This is a genomic window from Chitinophaga varians (genome assembly GCF_014529945.1).
In the GTDB taxonomy this organism is placed as follows: Bacteria; Bacteroidota; Bacteroidia; order Chitinophagales; family Chitinophagaceae; genus Chitinophaga; species Chitinophaga varians.
In genome coordinates, this window is record NZ_JACVFB010000002.1 from 1,258,112 (window position 1) to 1,281,714 (window position 23,603).

A 23,603-nucleotide genomic window follows, 5' to 3' on the forward strand; every position below is an offset into this window, starting at 1 on the left:
AAATTTTAGAATGATACATTCAGGTTTAAACCATAGGAGCGCAGCGAAGGCAGTGCTCCTCCTTCAATCCCCTGTATATTGGAAGAGGAGTTGATGATGTTGGCCGGATCGACGTTAGGCGCGTTGGACTTGATCAGCCACAGGTTACGGCCATAGAGGGAAAGGCGGGCGCTTTGCGCTCCTATCTTTTTGTACCATGATTCCGGCAGGTTATAACCGATTTTTGCTTCTCTCAGGTAAATGTAGCTGGCGTCGTACATATTGGCCCGGCTGATAACGTTGCCACCGTTGGCCGCGAAATGGTCCTGAGCGGTGATTTTAACATTGTTGGGATGACCATCCGCTGTTACGCCCGGCACGATGATGCCGTTTTCGCGGATACCATTTTCCACCGTGGTTTCCAGCAGACCAGATTTTTCACCGTACAGATTGGTGTAGGAGAAGAAGCTGCCGCCATGCTGGAAGTCGACCAGTGCTGACAGGTAGATACCTTTATATGTAAAAGTATTGGTAACACCGCCTACATAATCCGGATAGGCGTTACCGAGAGGAACGCTGGTGGTGGTGGGTACATAGTGGCCTTTGTCATCCACTACCCTTTGTCCGTTCAGGTACGTATAGTCGGTACCGATAAGTGTGCCCAGCGGTTGGCCTACCATCGCTACTACAGATACTTTCTGTGTACGGCGGTCGGTGCCGATGAGATACACAGGAAGGTTGGTATTGTACTGGTCGATGTTCATGCTGAGCAGCTTGTTACGGTTGCGGGCCAGATTGGCGTTGATGTCCCAGCGGAAGCCATTTTTCAGGCGGATAGGATTCAGGTTAAGGCCAATTTCAATACCCTTGTTTTCCACTTCCCCACCGTTGGCATATGCCGTTGTATAGCCGGTAGCTGCGGGCAGTGACAGGTAGATCAGCTGATCTCTGGTCCGGCGGCGATAGTAGGTAAAGTCGACGCCTATACGATTATCGAGGAATTTCAGTTCAACCCCTGTTTCTATTTCAGTCGTACGTTCTGGTTTCAGGTCTCTGGTGTATTTGGTAGCAGAAGCCTGTGTTACCGGATAGTTGCCAAAAGGCGGCTGGAATTCGTAGGTGTCGTAGATGCGGTATGGATCTGCGTCGTTGCCTACGGCAGCGAGGCTTCCTCTTACTTTACCGAAGGTGAGCCATTTCCATTCTTTCAGCAGATCAGAGAAGACAAAAGAAAGGGATGCTGACGGATAGAAGTACTGGTTGTTGCCACTTAACAGGGTGGAGCTCCAGTCGCTACGGCCGGTGAGGTCGAGGAACAGCATGTTCTTGTAACCAAGGTTGGCAGTGGCGAAAGCGGAGTTGATCTGTTTTTCGAAGAACTCATCGATAATTTTAGCCGGCTGCACAGAGTTGTTCAGGTTGTACACGTTCTTTACCAGCAGGCCCTGTTGGGTGCTACCGCCGGTGGTGGTCCATTTGCGGTGCATGATGTTGCCACCTATGCTTGCATTCAACTGGAAATCTTTGCTAAAATCTTTTTTGATGTCGGCAGTGACCTGATAGTTCATTTCACGGGAAGTACGTACCCTTTTGATATAACCACCGATGAGGTAGTCTTTGGCGGTCCTTTCTTCTTCGAGGGTGTTGTAATCGTCCATGAATACACGACCGGTGAAGGACAGCCATTTGGTAGCATCGATGTCTACGCCGGCATAACCGAAGAGGCGGTTACGGCTGTCGGTTTCATAGTCCATGTAGCGGTTCCAGTAGGGGCCGTTGCTGAACTGCACTGCCGGATCGTTCCACGACTTACGGTTCCAGGTGATCTGAGAGCCATCGCTGTATTTGAAGTTTTTCTCTTTCTCGATGTCGAGCTGGCGTTGTCCGAACATCGTGAACTGCAGGGCCGGGTTGGGGCCGGTAAAGCCGGTACCGGGGCGGCCTTTGGCTTTCAGTCCTACGTAGTTGACGGAGGCCACTGCCCTAACGCCTTTGGTCACTTCGTAGTTACCGTTGAACGACAGGTTGTTACGGCTGGTAGTAGCATTTGGCAGCACAAAGGTTTGGTTCATGTTGCCATAAGACAGGCGGAAGCCGCCTTTGTCGTTACTACCGGCCATGGATATATTATTAGTGAGGGTAAAGCCGGTGCGGTAGAAATCCTTCACGTTGTCGGGATGTGCCTCCCAAGGGGCTGTCTGACCAAAGAGCGGATTGCCTTTGTTTTTATCCCATGACCAGTAGTGGCGCACGAGGCGGCCATCCAGGCGCGGCCCCCAGGAAGCGTCTTCGTAATACTGCGGCATCAGATCATAACGGCCTTTGCCATTATTATCATCATATGCAGCGCTTTGTTCGTTGAGGAACGCTTCGGGGTGTTGGTTATAATAGAGTGTATCGAAGCGGGGGCTTGCGCCACCGCCGTACATGTTCTGGTAGCTGGGCAGTTTGTATACCTGATCGATCTGGGCGTTGAGGCTGTAGGTGACACCGATGCCTTTTTCAACGTCCGGGCGTTTTTTAGTCGTGATGAGCATTACGCCGTTGGCGCCGCGGCTACCGTAGAGGGCTGTGGCGGCTGCGCCTTTCAGCACGGAGATGTTTTCGATATCTTCCGGGTTGATGTCCTGAAGAGGGCTGCCGAAGTCGTAACCACCGCCGCCATTGAGCTGACCGGCATCGTTGGTGCTGTTGTTCTGCATGGGTACCCCGTCTATCACGAAGAAGGCGTTGTTATCCCCGAGGATGGATTTCACCCCGCGGATGGTGATTTTAGAGGAGCCGCCCATGGAGCCGGTGTTGGTATTGATTTGTACGCCGGGCACTTTACCGGTGAGGGCGTTGACGAAGTTTACTTCTTTCGCTTCCTGTACAGCATTACCGCTTACTTCCTGCATGGCATAACCTACGGAGCGTGGGTTTTTCTTGATACCGAGGGCGGTAACTACCACTTCTCCCAATACTTTTTTGTTGGCATTTACAGGTGTGAGCGTAATGGTTAAAGGTTCTTTTTTCTCAACAATGATCGTTTGGTCCCCGAACGTTGGCGAAGTTATCGTGATGGTATCATTTTGCCTGGCCTTGATGGTAAACTTACCATCCGGATTAGACTGGGCATTGGTGCCGGCAGTCTTGTTACGGATGAGCGCACCGGGAACGGGTGTGGCTTTATCGTCCTTTACGAGGCCATTAAGCGTAAACTGTCCGATTTCCTTTTTGATGGTGGCGTCATCTGGCGGGAGGATCAGTCCTGTGTCTTGTTTCGGTTTCGCAGAATCCTGTTTGGGCGCCGAAGTATCCTGTTGGGGCTTTGCAGTGCCCTGTGCAGGTTTACTGGTATCCTGTGTGGGTTTTACGGAATCCTGTGTGGGTTTCTTGGCGGTATCCTGCCGGGGTTTAGCGGCAGTGTCAGCAGCAGCTGGCTTGATAACAACCGGAACGGTAGTATCCGCAGGCTGCTGCTGGACGGTGAGATACCTTTCGGGTTTCGTGTATGCGCTGCTGGGGGTATAGCAGAAAAAGGCATAGCACAGCCCCGACCAGGCTAGTACATGGCTTCTCATTGTATAGTGCTTGATTTGGTTACAAATTTTTTGTGCAGCTCTTGCAGACTGCTTATTGTTATCTGGACAATACATATCAAATAACAATACAATCGAAAGCCCTTTTACAATGGGCTTAAATTGATTTTATCAGGTTTTTCCTCATTTCGTAGTGTGGAATTCCCACTTCTGTAAACTCTTCTCCACAGATTTCGTAGCCCAGTTTCTGATAGAAGCCTGTGGCTTCCTTGCGTGCGTGCATCGTTAGTATTCCGAACCCGTTGTTCACTGCTGTTGTTTCTGAGAACAGGATAATTTCCCTGCCGATGCCTTTTCCCTGCAGCGTAGGAGAAACCGCCATTTGCCGCAGCTGTACTGTGTTTTCATTGACAGGTGTGAGAATGCAGCAACCTGCGAGCAGTTGTTTTTCGCCCTCCTGCTGAAACCCTCCGACGAGGATATCATTGATTTCCTGCTGCAGGTATTCAGTTGAAAATGTTAGCCCCAGCGGCTTCCGGAGTACTTCATCCCGAAGCGCTACCATGTCGTGGTAGTCGCAACTACCGTACTCGATTATACGAAAATCCAGCATTGATTATTTTTTGATGAGGTGTGCCACAAAGGTACAACGCGTGCCGGAAGCACATACTACAGTCGGTCACCTGCCGGCAGTAAAACAAATAGCCTGCCAAGGGGCAGGCTGAAAATAAGGATGCGGGCTGATTTGCAGTAGTTAGCTTTTAGCGTTGACAGCGTTCACGATAAGTTGAGCAACGGATTTGACCTGGAGGAACTCGTCGTGGATAAGGAGTGCGTTAGGGTGTGTGTCTGTGCAGACGATGCCTTTGATGATACCGCTGTCTTTGATTTTCTGAAATCCGTTACCGGCGAAGATGCCATGGGTGGTGATGACATAGATGTCGCGTGCGCCGGCATCGCGGTAGGCTTCTGCGGCATGTAGCAGGGAGCCGCCGGTGCGGATCATATCATCATAGATGATCACAATTTTATCTTTCACATCAGCGCTGATAGCAGTGATAGCTGTTTCTTCGCCGGAGATGCGGCGTTTGAAGACAAATGCGGCCTGTACGTGAAAGTCGTTGGCCAGCGATTCTACCCACTTGGCCCTGCCGGCGTCGGTGCTGGCCAGTACAAACGGTTGGCCACCCGCCAGTTCCAGTGCCGCTTCCTTTACAAAGTCTTTCGCATAGAGATGTACCGGGCGGATATCATTTTCGAAATACCAGGTGATGCCGTCCACGTGGAGGTCTATGAGCATGACGCGGTTGCCCCGTGAGGTGTTGGGGAGTGAAGAAAAAAGTACTGCCCTTGTTTTGGCTTTAACGATTTCCCCATATTTGACCGCTCTTTCCATGGTGGAATAGCCGAAGAAGGGTATCACGATGGTGAGGGAATGGGCGCCCAGCTGTATGCAGCCGCTGGCCAGGTCATATAATTCGAGTGTTGCTTTATCGTCGATGGTGCCGCCTATCAGGATCACCTCCTTGTTGCTGATTTCGCTGACAATGCGGTGATAGTGTTCTCCGTCCGGAAAATCGCGGATTTCCAGCTCTCCGTTTTCCCAGGGGGCGTCTGGCAGTGAGCGTATACGGTCTTTCAGATATTGATAGTGCTGTGTCGCAAAAATGATCTTCTGTGGCATGATAATGGTGAATTGAGGTAAAAATAAGCTATTTATAAGGCTGATAATTAATATTTTTGCGCCCGAGCACTGTCGCATACCCGCTTTTTTAACTTTTCATTTGCGGGTGGAACGTTAAATTTGATAGATTAGTACGTCCAATGATTCGTTTTTTAGCATATATCGGAGCACTGTTTTTCTTCTTTTTCATATGCCAACAGCATACATCTGCACAGGTAAGATTGTCAGGTATGGTGGCTGACCAGGAGACCAAAACGGGATTGCCATTTGTTTCCATCGTTAACAAGAGAACGATGACGGGTACTCTCAGTAGTGAGAGTGGACGTTATTATATAGAGGCCCTGCCGGGCGACACGCTTGAGTTTTCCATGCTCAGCTATGCCCAGCGCCAGATCATTGCGCCGGGGATGTCCACCACGCAGGACGTTTATTTGCAGAGACGGCTGTTTGAGTTGCAGGGAGTCAATGTAAAGGGGATCAACCACACCAAGGACTCACTGGCCATGCGGCAGGAGTATGGCCGTTATTTCAATTACAAGAAGCCCGGGGCCATGGACGTGTTAAAAACACTGCCAGCCAATCCCATTACGGCTTTAACTTACCTTGTGCCCAGCAAAACGCGTAAGCGGAAGGAGCAGTTTCGTGAGCAGCTCGTATACTGGGAGAAAGAAAAGTATATTGATTACCGTTATTCTCCCGAACTCGTGGCCAAGATGACCAAGCTGCAGTCGCCGGAACTGGATTCCTTTATGCACCGGTACCGTCCCGGGTATCAGTTTCTGAACGACGCTTCAGAGTATGATCTGCTGTTATTCATCAAGCAGTCGTTTGAAGATTATCAGAAAAACAAAGGGAACAAACAATAAACAATCATCTTCCTGTATAAAAACGGCAGCCCGGAACAAAGATGTTCCGGGCTTTTTTGTGTGGCTATATTACCAAATTGTTAACCTGCAAAACGGACTAGGAACATTTTATTTCCCGGACGTACTCTCTGTGTAAATACCCTGAGCAGGGACCGGGATTATGGATAAACAGTTACTGGAAAAGTATTTTAAAGGGCAATGTACAACACAGGAAGTGGCCACCGTTGAAGATTGGCTTTCTTCGGCAGACACGATGCTGCTGGATGAGTTTATGATGGGAAAATGGGATGAGGCCAATGCGCCTGTGGTGATGAAGCCCCGTGTACATAGATTCTGGTATGGTGCCGCCGCAGCCGCCGTAATAGGTATCATTGTTTCCATCGCCTTTTTCTGGCAACATCGTACAGGCGCCCGTCCTGTTGCCGTGAAATGGGATACCCTGCACAACACCAGCGACAACATTCAATTGTTCACCATGGAGGATGGCAGTGAAGTCTGGCTCAATACGCATTCGTCTGTTATTTATCAGAACAGGTATAATAAAGAAACGAGGGAGTTATGGCTGCATGGTGAAGCTTATTTCAAAGTAACCAAAGACGAAAAGCGGCCTTTTCTGGTGCATACCGGTGGCCTGACCACCACCGTCCTGGGAACTGTATTCAACATTGCCACTTCCAATATGGCTGATGGCAGCATTCAGATCAGTCTGTTGGAAGGGAAAGTAGCGGTGAGCAAACCCGATTCATTTAACGAAGTATTGCTGCCCGGTCAGATGTTGAACTATGCAGATGGTAAACAACCACAGCTGACAAGCTTCGAGAAGAATGATGTGCTGGACTGGAAAAAAGGAAAAATTCATTTTAACCACACCCAACTGGCAGATGCGTTAGCCCGGTTACAGCAGCGTTATGGTTGCCGGATTGTACTGGACAACCCGTCTTTGGGCAAAAAGAAAATTTCAGGTGAATTCAGCCGGGATATGTCTTTAGAAAAAATTCTATCCACATTGGGCTATGTACATGATATCTCATTCGTACGGATTAACGACACCACATACGAAACACACAGTAAGTAGCTAACTACATCCATTTAAAATAAAGAATACATTATGCAAAAATCTACCTACAGATTTTGTACAGGGGAAAGTATGTCATGTCGTGTGATGATCCTTTTGTTTTTTTTCGTTCCACTATCGCCTATGCTGATATTAGCACAGGCTTACAAGTCCCTTACCGACAAGGTACAACTGCAGCTGGGCAAAACCAATGCTGCCGCTGTTGTGAAAGCGTTACAACAACAAACACCTTATACCTTTATTTATGATCCGGAGTATCTGCAACAGTGCACCGTTAACGAGGCGCGTTTTCCGGGTACGCCGTTAGGAGAAGTATTGAGTTATATCGATCAACATACGCCGCTGGACGTGGAGTTGACCGGCAATCATGTAATAGCGTTGCGCAAAGGCAGCGTGGTTACGCCGGCAGCACAGACCAATGGCCGCATCCGCGGGAGAGTAGTAGATGCCAAAAATGAACCGCTGCCGGGTGTTACGATAGCAGCACAGGGCGGGCAAGGCACCATCACCGCTGTAGATGGCAGTTATGAGCTGGTATTGAATCCTGGTGTGTACAGCCTTAGCTTCAGCTTTGTGTCTTATGAAACGAGGAAAGTAACGGATATTTCCGTTAAAGAAAAAGATATTATTCCACTGAACGTAGTGCTGAAAAACAGCGGCTCCCGCCTGAAAGAGGTGACCGTGACGGGCAACTACCGCAAAGCGTCTATCGAAGGTTTATATGCGCTGCAAAAGAATAACGCGGCCATTACAGATGGTATCAGTGCAGAACAGATTGCCCGTACGCCCGATAAAAACATTGGTGAAGTATTAAAGAGAGTGAGCGGTTTGGCGACGATGGATAATAAGTACGTGGTCGTACGCGGACTGAGTGAACGTTACAATCAGGCTGTCTTGAACGGGCAGATCATGCCCAGCACAGAGCTGAACAGAAAGAATTTCAGCTTCGATATCATTCCTTCCAACATTGTGGAGAATGTAACTGTGATAAAAACAATTACGCCGGACCGCAGCGCAGAATTTGGTGGTGGTTTGGTAGAGGTGAATACACTGGACATCCCTTCCGAAAATTTTCTGAACCTGTCTGTTGGCGGCAGTTATAATGACAAAACAACGGGCAAGGATTTTTTGTCCTTACCGTTGAGTGGTAGCGAATACTGGGGTAACTCCGCGAAACATCGCCAGCTGTTTGGTACGCTGGACTGGAAAGATAGGTTTGATATCGTGGACCATTACAATAAAGAAGGCAAGAACGCTACGTTGTTTAATAACAACTGGGCTGTAACAAAATTTAAAGCGCCGGTATCTCCCAATTTTCAGGCATCCTTTGGCCGTGTACTACGTGGTAATGCTGGTCAGCAATGGGGACTGGTTGCCGCCGCCAGCTATCGCAATACCTTATCTACGCAGGACATCATATTGGGAAGAGAGGGTTTTGCGGAATATGCCACGGGACCAGATCAGGACAATCAGCTGTTCAAAGGACAACGATATGGATTTGTGACTAATCTGGGTGGTATGCTGGGTGTTGGCTACCGCAATGAAAAGAGCAGGATCGGTTTTCAGTCACTCTATCTGCGTACGCTGGACCAGCAGCTGGTATTTGGTACCGGGCCGAACGGAAAATTCGGATCGGTCCATACAATGGGTCTGTTTGATTTGGGAATGCAGACAACGCTGTGGCAAAATCAGTTGAGAGGAGAGCATGCCATTGGCCGGCAGGGAGTTCGTCTGAAATGGAGCGGCAGTTATCTGAAACTGGACCGGCAGAAGCCGGACAATCACATTATGCTGGCCGATTACATGCCTATGGAGGGTGTAGGGAAGAACGAAATGAGCATCAGTGCCTTCGGAAGCAATTTTGCAGAAGGTGCGCTAAGATCGTGGAGCCGTGCACTGGAGAATAACTACAATTGGGAAGCCGCTGTATCGGTGCCGTTTAAGTTCAATGCCGGCAAGGTGAATTTTGATAATACTTTTAAAGGTGGCTATGCCGGCTGGAGTAAAGACAGGTTATTCTTTGTATTGAACACATTCTCAAAAATTGATAATAAAGATGCCAACTATTTCCCGCTGGGAAAAGCCCTGACACCGGAAAATGGGTTGAAGATAGGGATGAGTGATTTCGGTGATAATTTCAAACGCCGGTCTGCCTCCCTGCATGCTTTGTTTGCTATGTTGGATAACAGGATTGGTGATAAATGGAGGCTGGTATGGGGTGTAAGGGCTGAGTATTATAACCTGAATAAGGTGAATAATAATCTTGATTCCACCTTCGCTAACCTAAAACCGGAGCCAGGTAAAGAGTATGATTATTCGGATTTGTTGAACCGGGAGCCTAACTGGCATTTTTTTCCTTCAGTGAACCTCACTTATTCTCTGACACCATCTATGAATCTGCGTCTGGCTTATTCAGAAAGTATTATCCGTCCGGACCTGCGGGAGTTATCTGTTTTCAAGGAATATGATTTTGAGTTAGGTGGTGAATATACCTCTTCTTTGTTGAGGTCTACTACGATAAAGCACCTGGATTTTCGTTACGAATGGTATCCGGGACCGGGAGAGATTCTTTCCGCGTCTTTCTTCTACAAGGACCTTTCTTATCCGATGGAGATTTACCGCAGGGAGCTGCTTAACAGTTTTGAATTGTTAAACAGTAAGTCGGCGAAGAACTATGGGATAGAACTGGAGATGAGAAAGTCTTTTGCTTTCACTAAACTGCCGGTGTTGCGCAACTTTACGTTGTATGGCAACTTTACTTACCTGGATGCTGTAGTGAAGCCGATGATGATTAACATTGGTCTGGACCCGGCTAACGCCCGGAAGGTGGTGGTGACAGAGACGGTAGGGGAAGAAGAAAAACGGCCACAGATGGGAGCCAGCAATTTTATGTTTAATGCCGGTGTTTATTATGATATGAATCCTGTATCCGTAAGCCTTACCTATAATTCTGTTTCCAACCGTGTTTTCCTGCCAAGTTCTGTTTACAGAATGTCTTTAATGGAGCGGCCTTTGCAGGCACTGGACGCTCAGGTAGGATTCAGATTCCTGAAGCAGCATGCTGAATTGAAGCTCAATGTAGGTAACCTGCTAAATAGCTATGCCGTTACCTATATTAATCAGTTTACAGCCGAGCAAAATCAGGAGTATACCAATGGAGGAAAGCCGGGAAAAAAAGAAATGAAATATGATTCCGGGCAGGATCTGGTGAATTACAAATCTATGCCAGGCCGTACTTACAGTGCAACTTTCACGTATAAGTTTTAATGTTTAAAAGTAAACTCTCATGAATAAGAAGCTTTTAACGGTAACGATTACGTCTGCTGTGATGACGTTGAATCTGATGGTGTGGACGTCTTGTAAAAAGGAGAGCAGGAATGCGACTTTGGACCGTGCCGTGGTAGCCGGAGGCCCTTCGGGAGCAGCGGGTACTTGCGGGGACAGTACTATCAGTGGGGTGATTACCTCCCATATAGCGCTGAAAAGCTGCAAAGTTTACAAATTGGATGGTTTGGTGTATGTGGCTAACAATGCTGTGATGACAATTGAGCCAGGAACAGTAATTAAAGGTATTAAAGGGGTTCCTGGTGGCCCTTTTGATCCTGGTACGCCAGGTGGTGGTTTGATCATCACGCGTGGCGCCAGGTTGCTCGCGCAAGGCACTGCTGCGGATCCTATCATTTTTACTTCCGGCGATATGGTGCCTAAATCCGGGGACTGGGCAGGTGTAGCTATAATAGGCCGGGCTCCCACCAATCACCTTTCGGCGGTATCTTTACCGGGTATAGGGGGCGTTCCTATGGCAGATATTAGCTATGGCGGCCCTTCCAACAATGTTCCGAATGACAGTAGTGGTATACTACGTTTCGTAAGAATAGAATATGCCGGTTACGAGTTATCTCCCGATAATTCTCTGAGTGGTCTGACATTAGCGGGCGTTGGCAACGGTACAACGCTGGACTTTATCGAAGTATACAAATCAAGGACGGATGGTTTTGGGATTTCCGGAGGTACCTTCAATGCCTCTCATCTGTTGGCCATCGATCCCCAGGACGATATGTTCGATATTTCTGATGGTTATACTGGTACCATTACCTATACACTAGGTATCGCTGATCTCAGTCGTGCTGACAGAAGCCAGTCGAATGGCTTTGAGTGTGATAACAACGCTAACGGTTATGCCGCGGCGCCTAACACGCATCCGGTTATCAACTATGCTACCATTGTGGGTTTGCCTACCGCAGCAGCTGCCTCCATTACTAACGGTATGCCGTCTGGTACGGGTAAGTATGGCCGGGCTGCCCATATGAGAAGAAATGCAGAATTTAGTGTCAGTAATTCGATCTTCCTGGGTTTCAACTATGGTGTCTCTTTGGATTATCAGCGACCCACCAGTGGAGATAATACCAAAACTAAGTATGATAACGGCGTTTCTACCCTGACGAATAATTACGTTCATGCGTATATATATCCGTACCTCACCGAGCTCAACTTTACTTCCTTTGTGCCCTTTACGCCGTTGGGCACAACCAACAAAAGTTATGTTAATGCTGATCCAAACTTGAATGTAAAGCTAGGTGCTCCATTCGCTACAACGCGTGTAATCAGGAATTACATTCCAAGTGCATTGTCTCCTACCAGATCTGTTGGTGCTTTCCCTACGGGAAATACTACCTGGGCTGATAACTGGACAATATTGTAATTGCGTTTACTCGTTTCAGTTATAGATTTAAAGTTTTTGCGCGCATACCCGAAAAATATATCCTGATCAGGTATTCATCATTCATTCCTTATTCATTTGTTTAAACTTTAAAAAGTAAAAATCCCATGAACAAAAAACCCTTAGCGGTAACCCTCGTGTCTGCAGCAGCTGTGCTGGGCATGATGTTAGGAACTTCCTGCAAAAAAGAGAACAACGTAGTAAACAATGACCGTGCCGTGGTAGCCGGTGGTCCTTCTGGTGCTTCCGGTACTTGTGGTGACAGCACCATCACTGGTGTGATCACTGCCAACATCACCCTGAAAAGCTGCAAAATCTACAAACTGGATGGTCTGGTATATGTGGCCAACAACGCTGTAGTAACTGTTGAACCCGGAACAGTGATCAAAGGTATCAAAGGTCTTCCTGCTGGTAGCGGCACTCCCGGCACTCCAGGTGGTGGTCTGATCGTAACCCGTGGTGCTAAACTGATTGCTGACGGTACTGTTACCGACCCGATCATCTTTACTTCCAACGAAGCCGTTCCTCAGTCTGGTGATTGGGGTGGTGTGGTTTTGCTGGGTAAAGCGCCTACCAACCACGCTGCTGCTGTAGTAGTAGAAGGTATCACTGGTACTCCTCCTGCTGATGCTACCTATGGTGGTCCGGCTAACAATGTTCCTGGTGACAACTCCGGTATCCTGCGTTATGTAAGAATTGAGTACGCTGGTTATGAACTGGCTACAGACAATGAGCTGAACGGTCTGACACTGGCTGGTGTTGGTAACGGTACTATCCTCGATTACGTTGAAGTGTACAAATCCAAAGATGATGCTTTCGAATTCTTCGGTGGTACTGTAAACGCTTCTCACCTGCTGGCTATCGACGCCCTGGATGATATGTTCGATACTGATAACGGTTATTCCGGTACTATCTCTTACGCACTGGGCGTATCTGATCCTAACCGTGCTGACAAAAGCCAGTCTAACGGCTTTGAAAGCGATAACAACGCTAACGGTGATGCATTGACTCCTTACACTCATCCTACTTACAACAACATCACCATCATTGGTCAGCCTAACCAAACTGCAGCTTCCATCACTACAGGTCTGCCTTCCGGTACCGGTAAATATGGCCGCGCTGCTCACCTGAGAAGAAATGCTGAGTTTGTAGTTAACAACTCTATCTTCCTGGGCTTCAACTATGGTATCTCTCTGGATACGCAGAAACCTGCTACCGGCGACAATACCAAAACTAAGTATGATAACGGTACTTCTACCCTGACTAACAACTACGTACATGCGTATCTGTTACCGTTCTCTACTGAGATCAACTTTGCTTCTTTCACTGCCTTTACTCCTTTGGGTACTACCAACAAAGGTTACACTACCGCTGATCCGAACTTCAACATCAAGTTGAATGGTCCGTTCAACGCTACACGTGCAATCAACAACTATATTCCTGGTACCCTGTCTCCTGCTAAAGCTGCTGGTGCGTTCCCTACCGGAGCCACTACATGGGCTAATGGCTGGACTGTTCTGTAATCATTTTTATTCATCATCACGTATAGAGGATGCTCCTCTATACGTGATGATCATCTTTTTTCTGTTAATTATTTGAATATGTATCTGTTTTTAAAGCGCCTGCCTTTTCTTTTAGTTGTTGTGACATTCCTGGCTTCCTGTCGTAAAGGAGAACTGCCGGAAGAACATTATTTTGGCAAAGTCAATGTTGCCTTGCTGAACCTGCCGAATACACCTAAAATCATGATGTATTTTGATGGGAAGCAACTGGATACCATCGATGTAAGGGGTGGCAGCCAGTTTATACTTCCGGCCGGAAAGCAGGGGAAATTGAGTGCTTATGATGCCAATAAACAGCAATTGCTTGCAGATACACTCATTACAATTGCAGCCAATGGCCTGCAACGTTTCAAGTTTGCCTACAGTGCGGAATTGGGACTGAAAGGTTTTGTGGGTGATGGCGGTGGCGGATCAGTACCTGTTGATTCATTTGATGTCCAGATATTCAATAATTTAAGTGCCTCCTTCTATCCCCTCGAAAAGTATGACCTGGCCTTTATTTATGCTGATCCGGATTCCGGAGAACTGCTTGACTATCCCCTTGTTGTAAAAGGATGGGCAAGAAAAACCCTGTCAAAGGTACTCCGGATGAGGGCGGTGAATGCTAACGGAAACGTTTATACGTTTGCAGCTAAATTGCTGGACCCTGCTACAGGACAGGTTGTTTTACAGCCTGATGGGTCAGAATTCTTTATTCTCACCGGTGCAGAGCTGGCTGGTAAATCAAAAGTCACTACAGTATATGACGATGGTAATGGCTCTATTCTGGCTAACGAAATAGACCTTTGATTTTTATGCATCCCGCGAGCAAATATGTAACCCGTCTTATTCCCTACTTCTGGTATGGTTTGAGTAGCTTATCTGTTATTACTGCGGGTTGCAAAAAAAATGATGTGATAAATCCTGCTGCTACGCAGGACGTTAAAATGGAAATCATCCCTGTGTCCGATACGATACGGCAGGTGATTGCTTCCCATACCTTGCTGACAGCCAACCATCCCTGGTATATCGATGGCTGGGTATATGTGGCAAACGAAGCAACCCTGCGCATGGAAGCCGGCACAGTGGTCAACATACTGCCTACCGCGGTAGGTAAACAGGATGGCCGTCATAGCGGCGGACTGATTATTACCCGCGGGGCACATATTGTGGCTGAAGGTACAACAACACTGCCCATCCGGATAACGGTGGAAAAAGCAGCAGATCAGGGTCCGAGTGGCCTGCTGATATTAGGGCGGGCGCCCGTCAAAAAAGGATACACGCCTTTTCATGACCTGACTTTTGGCGGTAACCAGCCGGAGGACAGTTCCGGTGTGATCAGACATTTACACCTGCATTACTCCCCTGCTGCTGGCAAAGGTTTCCGCGGCGGACTGCTACTGCTGGGAGCCGGCAGCAAAACGGTTACAGAAGCAATTGTAACGCACATGGTATCCATAGCGGGGCCGTCTGACCTGAAAGCTGGAAAACTGCGTTGAGATACTTTTAAAATAATACGGAAAACCCTGTTTTACTCATCATTCTCCATTAAATTTCATTTTTGTTAACCCCTTCTTTCTCTTTCTTATCTTGGGATGATCACCATGCTGGCGGCAGCCGCTTGCTGACCGGCATCAAAGAAATGACGAAGGGTGTTGTTGCCTTCCGGCACAGCCCTTACATTACCATCTATTACAGACAGGGCTTTGGCAACTAAAGGATCATTGGCATCACCCAATGGCAACAGTGGTTGCCTGGACATTTCATCGATCGCATATTGGGGTGTGATGCCCTGGGTGTAATTACCGTTTCCATTGGCATTGGACAATCGGTAGGTAATGGGCTGAATAACCCAGGAAATGCGGCGGGGGCTGCGCATATCTTTCACGAGCACGGCTCCTTTATCTTTACCCACTGTGGTCTCTCCTATCTGGACCACTTTCGTATAGGGCTTTAGGTTATTAACCAGTAGTTCAGCAGCGGATACCGTCTGGCTGCCGGTCAACAGGAAAACGCGCGGGAGATGAAGCCGGGCCGATGAAAGTGCGGAGAAGCTGACAGGATCTGCATTTTCCGGTACAGAGAGTGCTGCGCTGAAGTTGAGCGTCCGGGAACCGAGGCGGTTGTTGCCGCTGTACTGCACAAAAACGCTTTTATCTGTTACATCCGGCGCTATCAGCGCCGTGAGCATGGCGGCGGCGGCGAGGCTACCGCCTGTATTGTAGCGGATATCAATGATCAGCTCTTCTATACCCTGACTTTTGAAGCTTCTGAACACATCCAGCAGACTGGTATTGTATGCGTCGATGAAGGCATTGTAAAATATATAGCCTGTCTTACGGGAAGCGCCGGTTATCAGGGTAGACGCATACACGGGATTTACGGTTACGGGTCTGCCCTGCAGCAACACGGAAGTATTTTCGGTAATGGTGGTACCGCTGACAGTGGCGGGTGTGAGGCTGCCGGTGGCAGCCGTCCTGAGCTGCTCACTGAGGGTAGCTGCATTAGCCGCTGTGACGCTGGTTTCATTGATGCGGGTGAAATAGCTGCCTCTTTTTAGTCCCGCTGCCGCTGCATAGGATCCGGGGACCACCAGTTTGATAACGCCGATAACGCCCTCCGGCCGCTGTGGCCAGCTGATGATGCTATAGTCGATACCGTATTTACTGCGGATATCAGTGGCATAGGTGGCGGGATCTTCCGGGTTATACAGCAGCGAGAATCTGTCATCCGTATACTTAATGCCTGTAAAAAAAGCTGTTGTTTCCAGGGTGGTATTGGGATTGGCGGGCAGCTGATCATTCCACAGGTAGAAATAGCGCATACTGTCCAGTACCCAGTTGTTGATTTCCTGCTGAGTGACGGGACCCGTTGGCGCAGGTGGTACATCATCTTTTTTGCTACAGGCTGTTATCAACGTGATACTGCCAAGGAGAAACGGATGGAAAGAGCGTCGCATGGCGGTGTTGTTTTCAGGGTGAAGAGTGTGTCAGCGATGGTTGTTACCGAAATGACTGGTCAGTTCTTTCCGGATATATTGAAGAGCGGCTGTCAGGTGATTTTTTACGGTGGCAGGAGAAATGGATAATTGCTGGCCTATCTCGCGATGGCTATAGCCCAGGCTTCTGCTAAGCATATATACGTTTCGCCGTTGTTCCGGCATATTTTCTATGAGCTGATGTATATGGGTGGTGAGTTCTTTTTGCAGGAGCAGCTTTTCGCCACTATGGGCAGTTTCAACGGATTGGTTATCCGCTACTTTCGCCATCGCTTTTTTTTCGCGGTATAGCTTGCGGGTTTCGTCGATCACCAGATTTTTAACGTACACGAACAATAAAGGAAATACGTCCTGCCCTTCCTTTAGCTGGTGCATGTTTTCCCAGAGGCGAACAAAGCATAACTGGGTGATTTCCTGCGCTCTGTTGGCATCACCTGTCAACTTGAACGCAAACCGGTATACTTTTAAATTGTTCTCCTCAAATATCTTCTCAAATTGTTCTTTAGGCGGGCTATCAGACATAGTTCGAGGTTGTTGCATTATCCGGATATAAATATAAGCCGGCTATGTTACAGGAATGTTAAGGCTGCAAATTTTTCTCACGCAAAGGACGCAAAGGTTTTTGCCCACAGTTTAAGATAAAATTAAGAGCGCAAAGCATGGAGAACAGAGCGAAGATCTATTTGGTTCTAAGTAATTGATCTTCTTTTATATTCTCCGCGCTTTGCGCTCTTAATTTTATCTTAAACTGTGGGCAAAAACCTTTGCGCCTCTGCGTGAAATATTATTGCAGCAGTGATCCGTTTAATCGCTGCAGTTCTGTTTCAGCGAGTTTGGTATTGTAACGGGCCTGTATCAGCCGGTAGTTGGAGTCTTCCAGACTTTGCTGCGCCTGTTTTACTTCGATGGTAGTGGAGACGCCTTGTTTGAAACGTTCCAGTGCCACCATCATATTTTCTTCGGCCAACTGGTTGTTTTCCTCTTCCAGTTCCAGCGCCTTCTTATAATATTCATAATCTTTAAAGGCGTTGTTCAGTGAAAGGTCTACCTGTGATTTGACATTGTCGAGCGTAATGTTCTGGAAGTCGAAGTCGATCCTGGCATTTTTTACCTGGCGTTTTACATTGAAGCCATTGAAGATTGGAATGGCAGCAGTGAGGCCATAGCTAAACACGCCGTTGCGGTTGAACCGGGGACTGAAGGCGTTGGAGGCGGCGTTGGAGGTGTTGCGGTTATAGTTGTAACCGGAATTGAAGGTGACTACCGGGAAATAGTCTGCACGGCGCTCTTTGATGGTGAGTGCGGAGATGTTGATATTCTGTTGCTGTACTTTGATAGCAGTGTTGTTATTAGCGACATTCTGTTGCAGGGTCACGAAAGAGAGGCCGGCATTGATGGGAATAGAATCCGGGACATCATACCCTGTGGCGCCGGCAGGTACGGCCATCAGCTGGTTCAGCAATGCTTTGCTTTGTTCTATGAGCGTTATTTGCCGCAGCAGCAATGCTTTCTGTGCGTTGTAGTCTACTTTGGACTGCAACAGGTCTGTTTTAGGACCGAGGCCGGTAGAAAACTTGGCATCGGACAGTTTGACTCTTTCTTCTGAGATAGAGAGCTGTTCGCGGATGGCGATCAGTTGTTGTTTTTGTTGTACTATATTATAGTAACCACCGATCACGGTCGCGACGGAGTTCTGGACCTGATCTTTGATGGCGAGTTCGCCGAGGTCTTTAATGGCTGCCAGTTTATCGCGGGTAGCGAACATTTTGAGACCGTCGAAAAGTGTCCAGCTCAGCGTAGCATTGGCGCTGACGTTATTGCCTTTGATGCCGCTGGTATCTCTTTTGGTACCATTAACAAACTCCTGCTTGGTAGCGGTATTGTTCCAGGTGGTGCCGGCCGTGGCGTTGAGTCGGGGCACGAACGCGAAATTCGCATAGGCGTAATCGTTAGCCGACATTTCGGCGGTATTTCTGGCCAGCCGGATGGAGAAGTTGTTTTTTAGCGCCAGGTCTATGGCCTGCTCCAGGGTAAGTATCTTCTGTTGCGCGGAGGCAGCCAGTGTACTTCCCACGAGGAGGATAAAGAGCAGGCCGATGCTGGTGATATATTTCTTCATAATAAATTTAATAACGGTTTTATGCATGAGCGGCGGCTACATCTTCTTCTTTGCCTTCCATTCTTTCTTCTTCATCGCTGTCTTCCGACTTGTTGCCGTGACGGGAGAAGAAGGTATACATGGCCGGAATGACATACAAGGTGAGCACGAGGGAGAAGATGATGCCACCTACGATCACGATACCCAGGGGGATACGGCTGGTGGCGGCAGCGCCGAGTGACATCGCAATGGGCAATGCACCGAGGGCCATCGCGAGGCTGGTCATCAGGATGGGGCGTAAGCGCATGGCTGATGCGTGTATGGCTGCATCGGATTTGGAAAGACCGGCATCACGCTGATGGTTGGCAAATTCCACGATGAGGATACCGTTTTTGGTTACCAGGCCAATGAGCATGATTACACCAATCTGTGAGAAGATGTTCCATGTTTGGTCGAACACCCAGAGCGACAGCAGCGCGCCGGCGAAGGCGAGTGGTACGGTGAGCATGATGATCAGCGGATCTATCCAGCTTTCAAACTGTGCTGCGAGTACGAGGTAGATCAGTACGAGCGCCAGTCCCAGCGCAAACATGGTATTGGAGCCACTTTCTGCGTAGTCGCGGGAAGCGCCTGACAGTGCGGTGGTGTAGGAATCGTCGATTACTTTTTCGTTTTCGAGCTTATTATAGATGCGGTACATCTCTTTCAGACCATCGCCGATGGTTTTACCGGGTGCGAGGCCGGCAGAGATGGTGGCGGATTTATAACGGTTGAAGTGGTAGATGATCGGTGGACTGGTTTCTTCTTCGATGCTCACCACGTTGTCGAGCTGGATGGCTTCGCCGCGGGAGTTGCGCACGTAGAGGTTCTGGAGGTCCATCGGATCATCACGGTCGGCGCGGAACACCTGTCCCATTACCTGGTACTGTTTGCCGTTGCGGATGAAGTAGCCGTAGCGCAGGTTACTCAGTGCCAGCTGCAGGGTCTGAGAGATATCCTGTACAGAAACGCCGAGCTGTGTGGCTTTGTCGCGGTTGATGTGAATACGCAGTTCCGGTTTGTTGAATTTCAGGTCTACGTCTGTACCCTGGAATACCGGACTGCTGCCTACTTCGTCCATGAACCGGGGCAATACGCGGGTCAGTGAGTCGAAGTTGATATGTTCCAGTACGAAGGAAACCGGCAGACCGCTGCGGCGACCTACCTGTATGGTTTGTGTTTCGATGGCGAATACTTTTCCCTGTGGGTACCTGGACATATTACGGTTTACCATGTTCACTATTTCTTTTTGTGAACGATGGCGTTCGGTAGGTTCTGTCAGTACTACGTTGGCAAAGGCGGAGTTCACGGCGCCGGCGCCGCTGAAGCCGGGGGAGGTGACGCTGAGAATGATTTTTTTCTCCGGGATAGAATCAGCCAGGAATTTCGTGAGCTGGTCCACGTAGTTGTCCATGTAGTCGAAGGAAGTACCTTCCGGTGTGGTAATGGAAAGGCGGAACTGGCTACGGTCTTCCAGTGGGGCCAGTTCTGCGGGCAGTGTCCTGAAGAGGAAGTATATCATCACCAGACAACCGGCGATCACCAGTCCGGCTACCCAACGGAAACGCATAAACGATTCCAGTGAGTTTTTATAGCCATCTTCCATCCAGCGGAAGAAAGGTTCTGATTTGGTATAAAACCAGGAATGGGTATGTGTTTTCCGTCCCAGTTTAACGTTGAGCACGGGCGTGAGCGTCAGTGATACGAAAGCGGAGATCAGTACCGCGCCGGCCACCACGATACCGAATTCACGGAACAGCTGTCCTACGAAGCCCTGCAGGAAGATGATCGGCAGGAATACGAAGGCCAGTGTGATGGACGTGGCGATAACGGCGAAGAAGATTTCTTCGGACCCTTCGCGTGCGGCACGCATACGGGGCATGCCTGCTTCTATCTTCTTATAGATGTTTTCCGTTACCACGATACCGTCATCCACCACAAGGCCGGTAGCGAGTACGATGGCCAGCAGGGTGAGGATATTAATGGTAAAGCCGCAGATATACATGATGAAGAAAGCGCCGATCAGGGACACCGGGATGTCTACCAGTGGACGGAGGGCCATCAGCCAGTCGCGGAAGAACAGGTACACGATGAGGATCACGAGTGTGAGGGCGATGATCAGCGTCTCTTCCACTTCCTCGATTGATTTTTTGATAAACTTCGTGTTGTCCATCGCGATGTTCACGGTGAAGTCTTCCGGAATATCTTTTTTCAGTTGTTCATATCTCTTATAGAACTCATCGGCGATGGCGACATAGTTGGAGCCGGGCTGCGGAATGAGGGCGAGGGCGATCATAGGGCTGCCGGATTCTTTGAGGATAGTTTCCTCGTTTTCCGGTCCCAGCACGGCCTGACCGATATCGCGGATGCGTATTTCGCTGCCGTTTACATTTTTGATGATGAGGTTATTGAAATCGTCTTCCGTAAAGAGGCGGCCGAAGGTGCGCACGGTGAAGTCGGTGGCGTTACCGGCAATTTTACCGGAGGGCAGTTCCACGTTTTCCCGTTGCAGGGCGGCTTGTATGTCGGATGGTGTGAGGCTGTAGGACGATAGTTTGGCGGGGTCCATCCAGATACGCATGGCATATCTTTTTTCGCCCCATATCTGAATGGCGCTCACGCCGGGGATGGTTTGCAGTTTCTCGAGCAGTACGTTGGTACCGTATTCGGTTACTTCCAGCTGGTTGCGGGTATTGCTCTGTACCGTCATGGAGATGATGGCGTCTGAGTTGGCGTCCTGCTTGGATACTACCGGTGGCGCGTCGATATCCGGGGGGAGGCTGCGGAGGGCCTGGGATACTTTGTCGCGCACATCGTTGGTAGCGCCTTCGAGGTCCTGCCCCAGTTCAAATTCCACGGTGATATTGCTGCTACCCTGGCTGCTGCTGGAAGATATGTTTTTGATACCGGCTACCCCGTTGATAGATTTCTCCAGTGGTTCGGTGATCTGTGTTTCGATGATATCGGAGTTAGCGCCGGCGTATGACGTACGTACGTTCACGATAGGCGGATCGATAGCCGGGAAGTCCCGTACTCCGAGGAAGGTAAAGCCCACGAGCCCGAATATCACGATAATGATATTCATCACAATTGCCAGAACGGGGCGTTTGAGTGATAATGAAGGTAAACTCATTTTCAATTACGTATTACGAATGACGAATTACGAATTGAGAATTCGCAATCTGTAATTTCAATTATTGTATTTTATTGAACTTAAGAGGCATGCCTGGCTTCAATTGCAGGATACCGGTGGTGATCACGGTATCTCCGGCTTTGAGGCCGCTGGTGATCTGTACGTTGCTTTCGGTGCGGATGCCTGTTTCTACGACTACAAATTTGGCTTTGCCACTATCGGCGACAATTACTTTTTTATCACGGGTACCTGGGATGACCGCCTGGGAAGGTATCATGAGGGCTTCCGGGAGGTTGCCGAGGGTGATTTTCACTTTCGCGAAAGAGCCCGGGAAGAGGGTGGCGTGGCTGTTAGGAACGATGGCCCGGAGTTTAACCGTACGGGTAGTCAGGTCAATTTTCGGGTCGATGGCGTATATGCTGCCTTTGTATTCGTTGTTGTCACCGGCTACGAGGAAGGTGACCTGGTCGCCGTTTTTGATGACGTTACGATATTTTTCGGCCACGGCGAAGTCCATTTTGAGGGGGTCTATCTGTTGCAGGGTAGTGATAACGGTGGCGGAGGAAACGATAGCTCCTTCGCTGACGTTACGGAGGCCCAGTTTGCCACTGAAGGGAGCGCGGAGTTCGGTTTTCTGCAGCTGGGTCTGGGTATATTCCATGTCTGCCCCGTAGGCGCTTACCTGGTTGCGGGTCACGTCTACATCCTGGCGGCTGATGCCGTTTATTTTGAGCAGGTTTTCCTGGCGTTCGAGGGTCGTTTTGGCCAGTTCCTGTTGCAATTTCAGTTTTTGCAGTTGAGCGCGGAGGTCTTCATCGTAGAGTTTTACGAGGAGGTCTCCTTTTTTGACGTTGGTGCCTTCTTTAAAATAGAGGTGTGTGATACGGCCGTTGATTTCCGGTTTCACTTCCACTTCTTCATTGCTTTGGAGCGTTCCGCTTGCTTCAATGGCCTGGTCGAGGGTCGAAGTCTTCACAATCCAGGCATCGGTCAGGAGCTGTCTGGTGTTAGCGCCTTTAGCGGCGGCTCCATTGGAGGCGGCGGCCGCTTCTTTTTTACCGACTATTTTTTTATAAGCCAGGAAGAGCACGATACCGACAGCTACCAATATAATAATGGAGCGGACTGTTTTTTTGGTGTTGGGCATGTTAATGAGCCTTTTTGCGATTCGCTTTTAAGTGATAAATTCCGGAGGAAACCCTGGGAGACTATTTTGTTATTTTGAAATTTGGTTATTTAAGAACCCAATAAATAATCAAATGTTTAAATAACCCAATAACCCAATAATGACGGCTTCTCATAAGCCGGACAAATTTAATAAATGGCGATTGTGAATGCATCCGGGGACTGTTAATTAGCGTTAAGGCGTTAGATAAGTGGTGAAAAAGCAGGTTAAATGGAGATTAAAATGGGTTGACTGCGGACCTACCCGGGTGATTTGGCTACTTTATGACGGGGTCATATATATTTTTCCGGAGAGATGAGCATATACCCGAATGGGTATATAAAGGGGTAGAAAAGGGCAATATATGGCTCAGCGAAGGGGTGTATGCGAGAAAATCTTTTATTAACAAAGTACAAAATATGTTTACTGTATTGGGTTTGGTGGGATTGGTGATAGTACCAAGGGGTTAAAATTCGGGCTATCTGTTGGCAATTCAATAAAAATTATATTTTTGCAGTCAAGTTTTAAACCAAAAACACTTAAAATTATGTCAGACATTGCATCAAGAGTTAAAAAGATCATCATTGACAAATTGGGCGTTGACGAAGCCGAGGTAACTCCTGAAGCCTCCTTCACCAACGACTTAGGCGCTGACTCTTTGGATACGGTAGAACTGATTATGGAATTCGAAAAAGAATTCAACATCTCCATTCCTGACGAACAAGCTGAAACTATTACTACTGTTGGCCAGGCAGTTGCTTACCTGGAAGAACATGTAAAATAA

General features: G+C 48.5%; 16 protein-coding genes. 8 read left to right on the plus strand and 8 right to left on the minus strand.

The window, feature by feature from the left end:
- Positions 1-5: 5 nt before the first annotated feature.
- The 3 genes from ICL55_RS13025 to prs all read right to left on the minus strand — a co-directional run bounded on the left by ICL55_RS13025 (position 6) and on the right by prs (position 5,184).
- Positions 6-3,542: a SusC/RagA family TonB-linked outer membrane protein gene (locus ICL55_RS13025; RefSeq protein WP_188097716.1), complete on the minus strand. Its 3,537-nt coding sequence runs from the start codon at positions 3,540-3,542 to the stop codon at positions 6-8.
- A 115-nt stretch (positions 3,543-3,657) separates the two neighbouring features.
- Positions 3,658-4,113 (minus strand): GNAT family N-acetyltransferase, encoded by a 456-nt coding sequence (locus tag ICL55_RS13030; RefSeq protein ID WP_188097718.1) that lies wholly within the window; start codon positions 4,111-4,113, stop codon positions 3,658-3,660.
- 141 nt (positions 4,114-4,254) lie between these two features.
- Positions 4,255-5,184 carry a ribose-phosphate diphosphokinase gene (gene prs, locus ICL55_RS13035; RefSeq protein WP_188097719.1) on the minus strand — a complete coding sequence of 310 codons (930 nt, stop codon included), beginning with the start codon at positions 5,182-5,184 and terminating at the stop codon, positions 4,255-4,257.
- Positions 5,185-5,414: 230 nt separating this feature from the next.
- On the opposite strand from prs, the gene ICL55_RS13040 reads away from it, so the two are divergent.
- From ICL55_RS13040 to ICL55_RS13070, 7 genes are all read left to right on the plus strand, one after another.
- Entirely contained in the window at positions 5,415-6,050 is a 636-nt protein-coding gene (locus ICL55_RS13040) for a carboxypeptidase-like regulatory domain-containing protein (RefSeq protein WP_246496359.1), read from the plus strand.
- 160 nt (positions 6,051-6,210) lie between these two features.
- Positions 6,211-7,125: a FecR family protein gene (locus tag ICL55_RS13045; protein WP_188097723.1), complete on the plus strand. Its 915-nt coding sequence runs from the start codon at positions 6,211-6,213 to the stop codon at positions 7,123-7,125.
- A 123-nt stretch (positions 7,126-7,248) separates the two neighbouring features.
- Positions 7,249-10,392, plus strand: coding sequence for a TonB-dependent receptor domain-containing protein (locus tag ICL55_RS13050; RefSeq protein ID WP_246496247.1), 3,144 nt, complete (start codon positions 7,249-7,251; stop codon positions 10,390-10,392).
- Between the two features lie 76 nt (positions 10,393-10,468).
- On the plus strand, positions 10,469-11,827 hold the full coding sequence (locus ICL55_RS13055; RefSeq protein WP_188097727.1) for a hypothetical protein: 1,359 nt from the start codon (positions 10,469-10,471) through the stop codon (positions 11,825-11,827).
- Positions 11,828-11,952: 125 nt separating this feature from the next.
- Positions 11,953-13,368, plus strand: coding sequence for a hypothetical protein (locus ICL55_RS13060; RefSeq protein WP_188097729.1), 1,416 nt, complete (start codon positions 11,953-11,955; stop codon positions 13,366-13,368).
- Positions 13,369-13,446: 78 nt separating this feature from the next.
- Positions 13,447-14,196 (plus strand): hypothetical protein, encoded by a 750-nt coding sequence (locus tag ICL55_RS13065; RefSeq protein ID WP_188097731.1) that lies wholly within the window; start codon positions 13,447-13,449, stop codon positions 14,194-14,196.
- Positions 14,197-14,300: 104 nt separating this feature from the next.
- Positions 14,301-14,885: a hypothetical protein gene (locus tag ICL55_RS13070; protein WP_188097733.1), complete on the plus strand. Its 585-nt coding sequence runs from the start codon at positions 14,301-14,303 to the stop codon at positions 14,883-14,885.
- Between the two features lie 86 nt (positions 14,886-14,971).
- Here the strand turns inward: ICL55_RS13070 and ICL55_RS13075 are convergent, their stop codons facing one another.
- From ICL55_RS13075 to ICL55_RS13095, 5 genes are all read right to left on the minus strand, one after another.
- Positions 14,972-16,345, minus strand: a complete 1,374-nt coding sequence (locus ICL55_RS13075) for a S41 family peptidase (RefSeq protein ID WP_188097735.1) — start codon at positions 16,343-16,345, stop codon at positions 14,972-14,974.
- 30 nt (positions 16,346-16,375) lie between these two features.
- Entirely contained in the window at positions 16,376-16,906 is a 531-nt protein-coding gene (locus ICL55_RS13080; protein WP_188097737.1) for an RNA polymerase sigma-70 factor, read from the minus strand.
- A gap of 262 nt (positions 16,907-17,168) precedes the next feature.
- Positions 17,169-18,503 carry a TolC family protein gene (locus ICL55_RS13085; protein ID WP_188097739.1) on the minus strand — a complete coding sequence of 445 codons (1,335 nt, stop codon included), beginning with the start codon at positions 18,501-18,503 and terminating at the stop codon, positions 17,169-17,171.
- Positions 18,504-18,522: 19 nt separating this feature from the next.
- On the minus strand, positions 18,523-21,654 hold the full coding sequence (locus tag ICL55_RS13090; protein WP_188097741.1) for an efflux RND transporter permease subunit: 3,132 nt from the start codon (positions 21,652-21,654) through the stop codon (positions 18,523-18,525).
- 61 nt (positions 21,655-21,715) lie between these two features.
- On the minus strand, positions 21,716-22,801 hold the full coding sequence (locus tag ICL55_RS13095) for an efflux RND transporter periplasmic adaptor subunit (RefSeq protein WP_188097743.1): 1,086 nt from the start codon (positions 22,799-22,801) through the stop codon (positions 21,716-21,718).
- 565 nt (positions 22,802-23,366) lie between these two features.
- Between ICL55_RS13095 and ICL55_RS13100 the strand changes: the two genes are divergently transcribed.
- The gene (locus ICL55_RS13100; protein ID WP_012788038.1) at positions 23,367-23,603 is read left to right on the plus strand and encodes an acyl carrier protein; all 237 of its coding nucleotides are present in this window, start codon (positions 23,367-23,369) and stop codon (positions 23,601-23,603) included.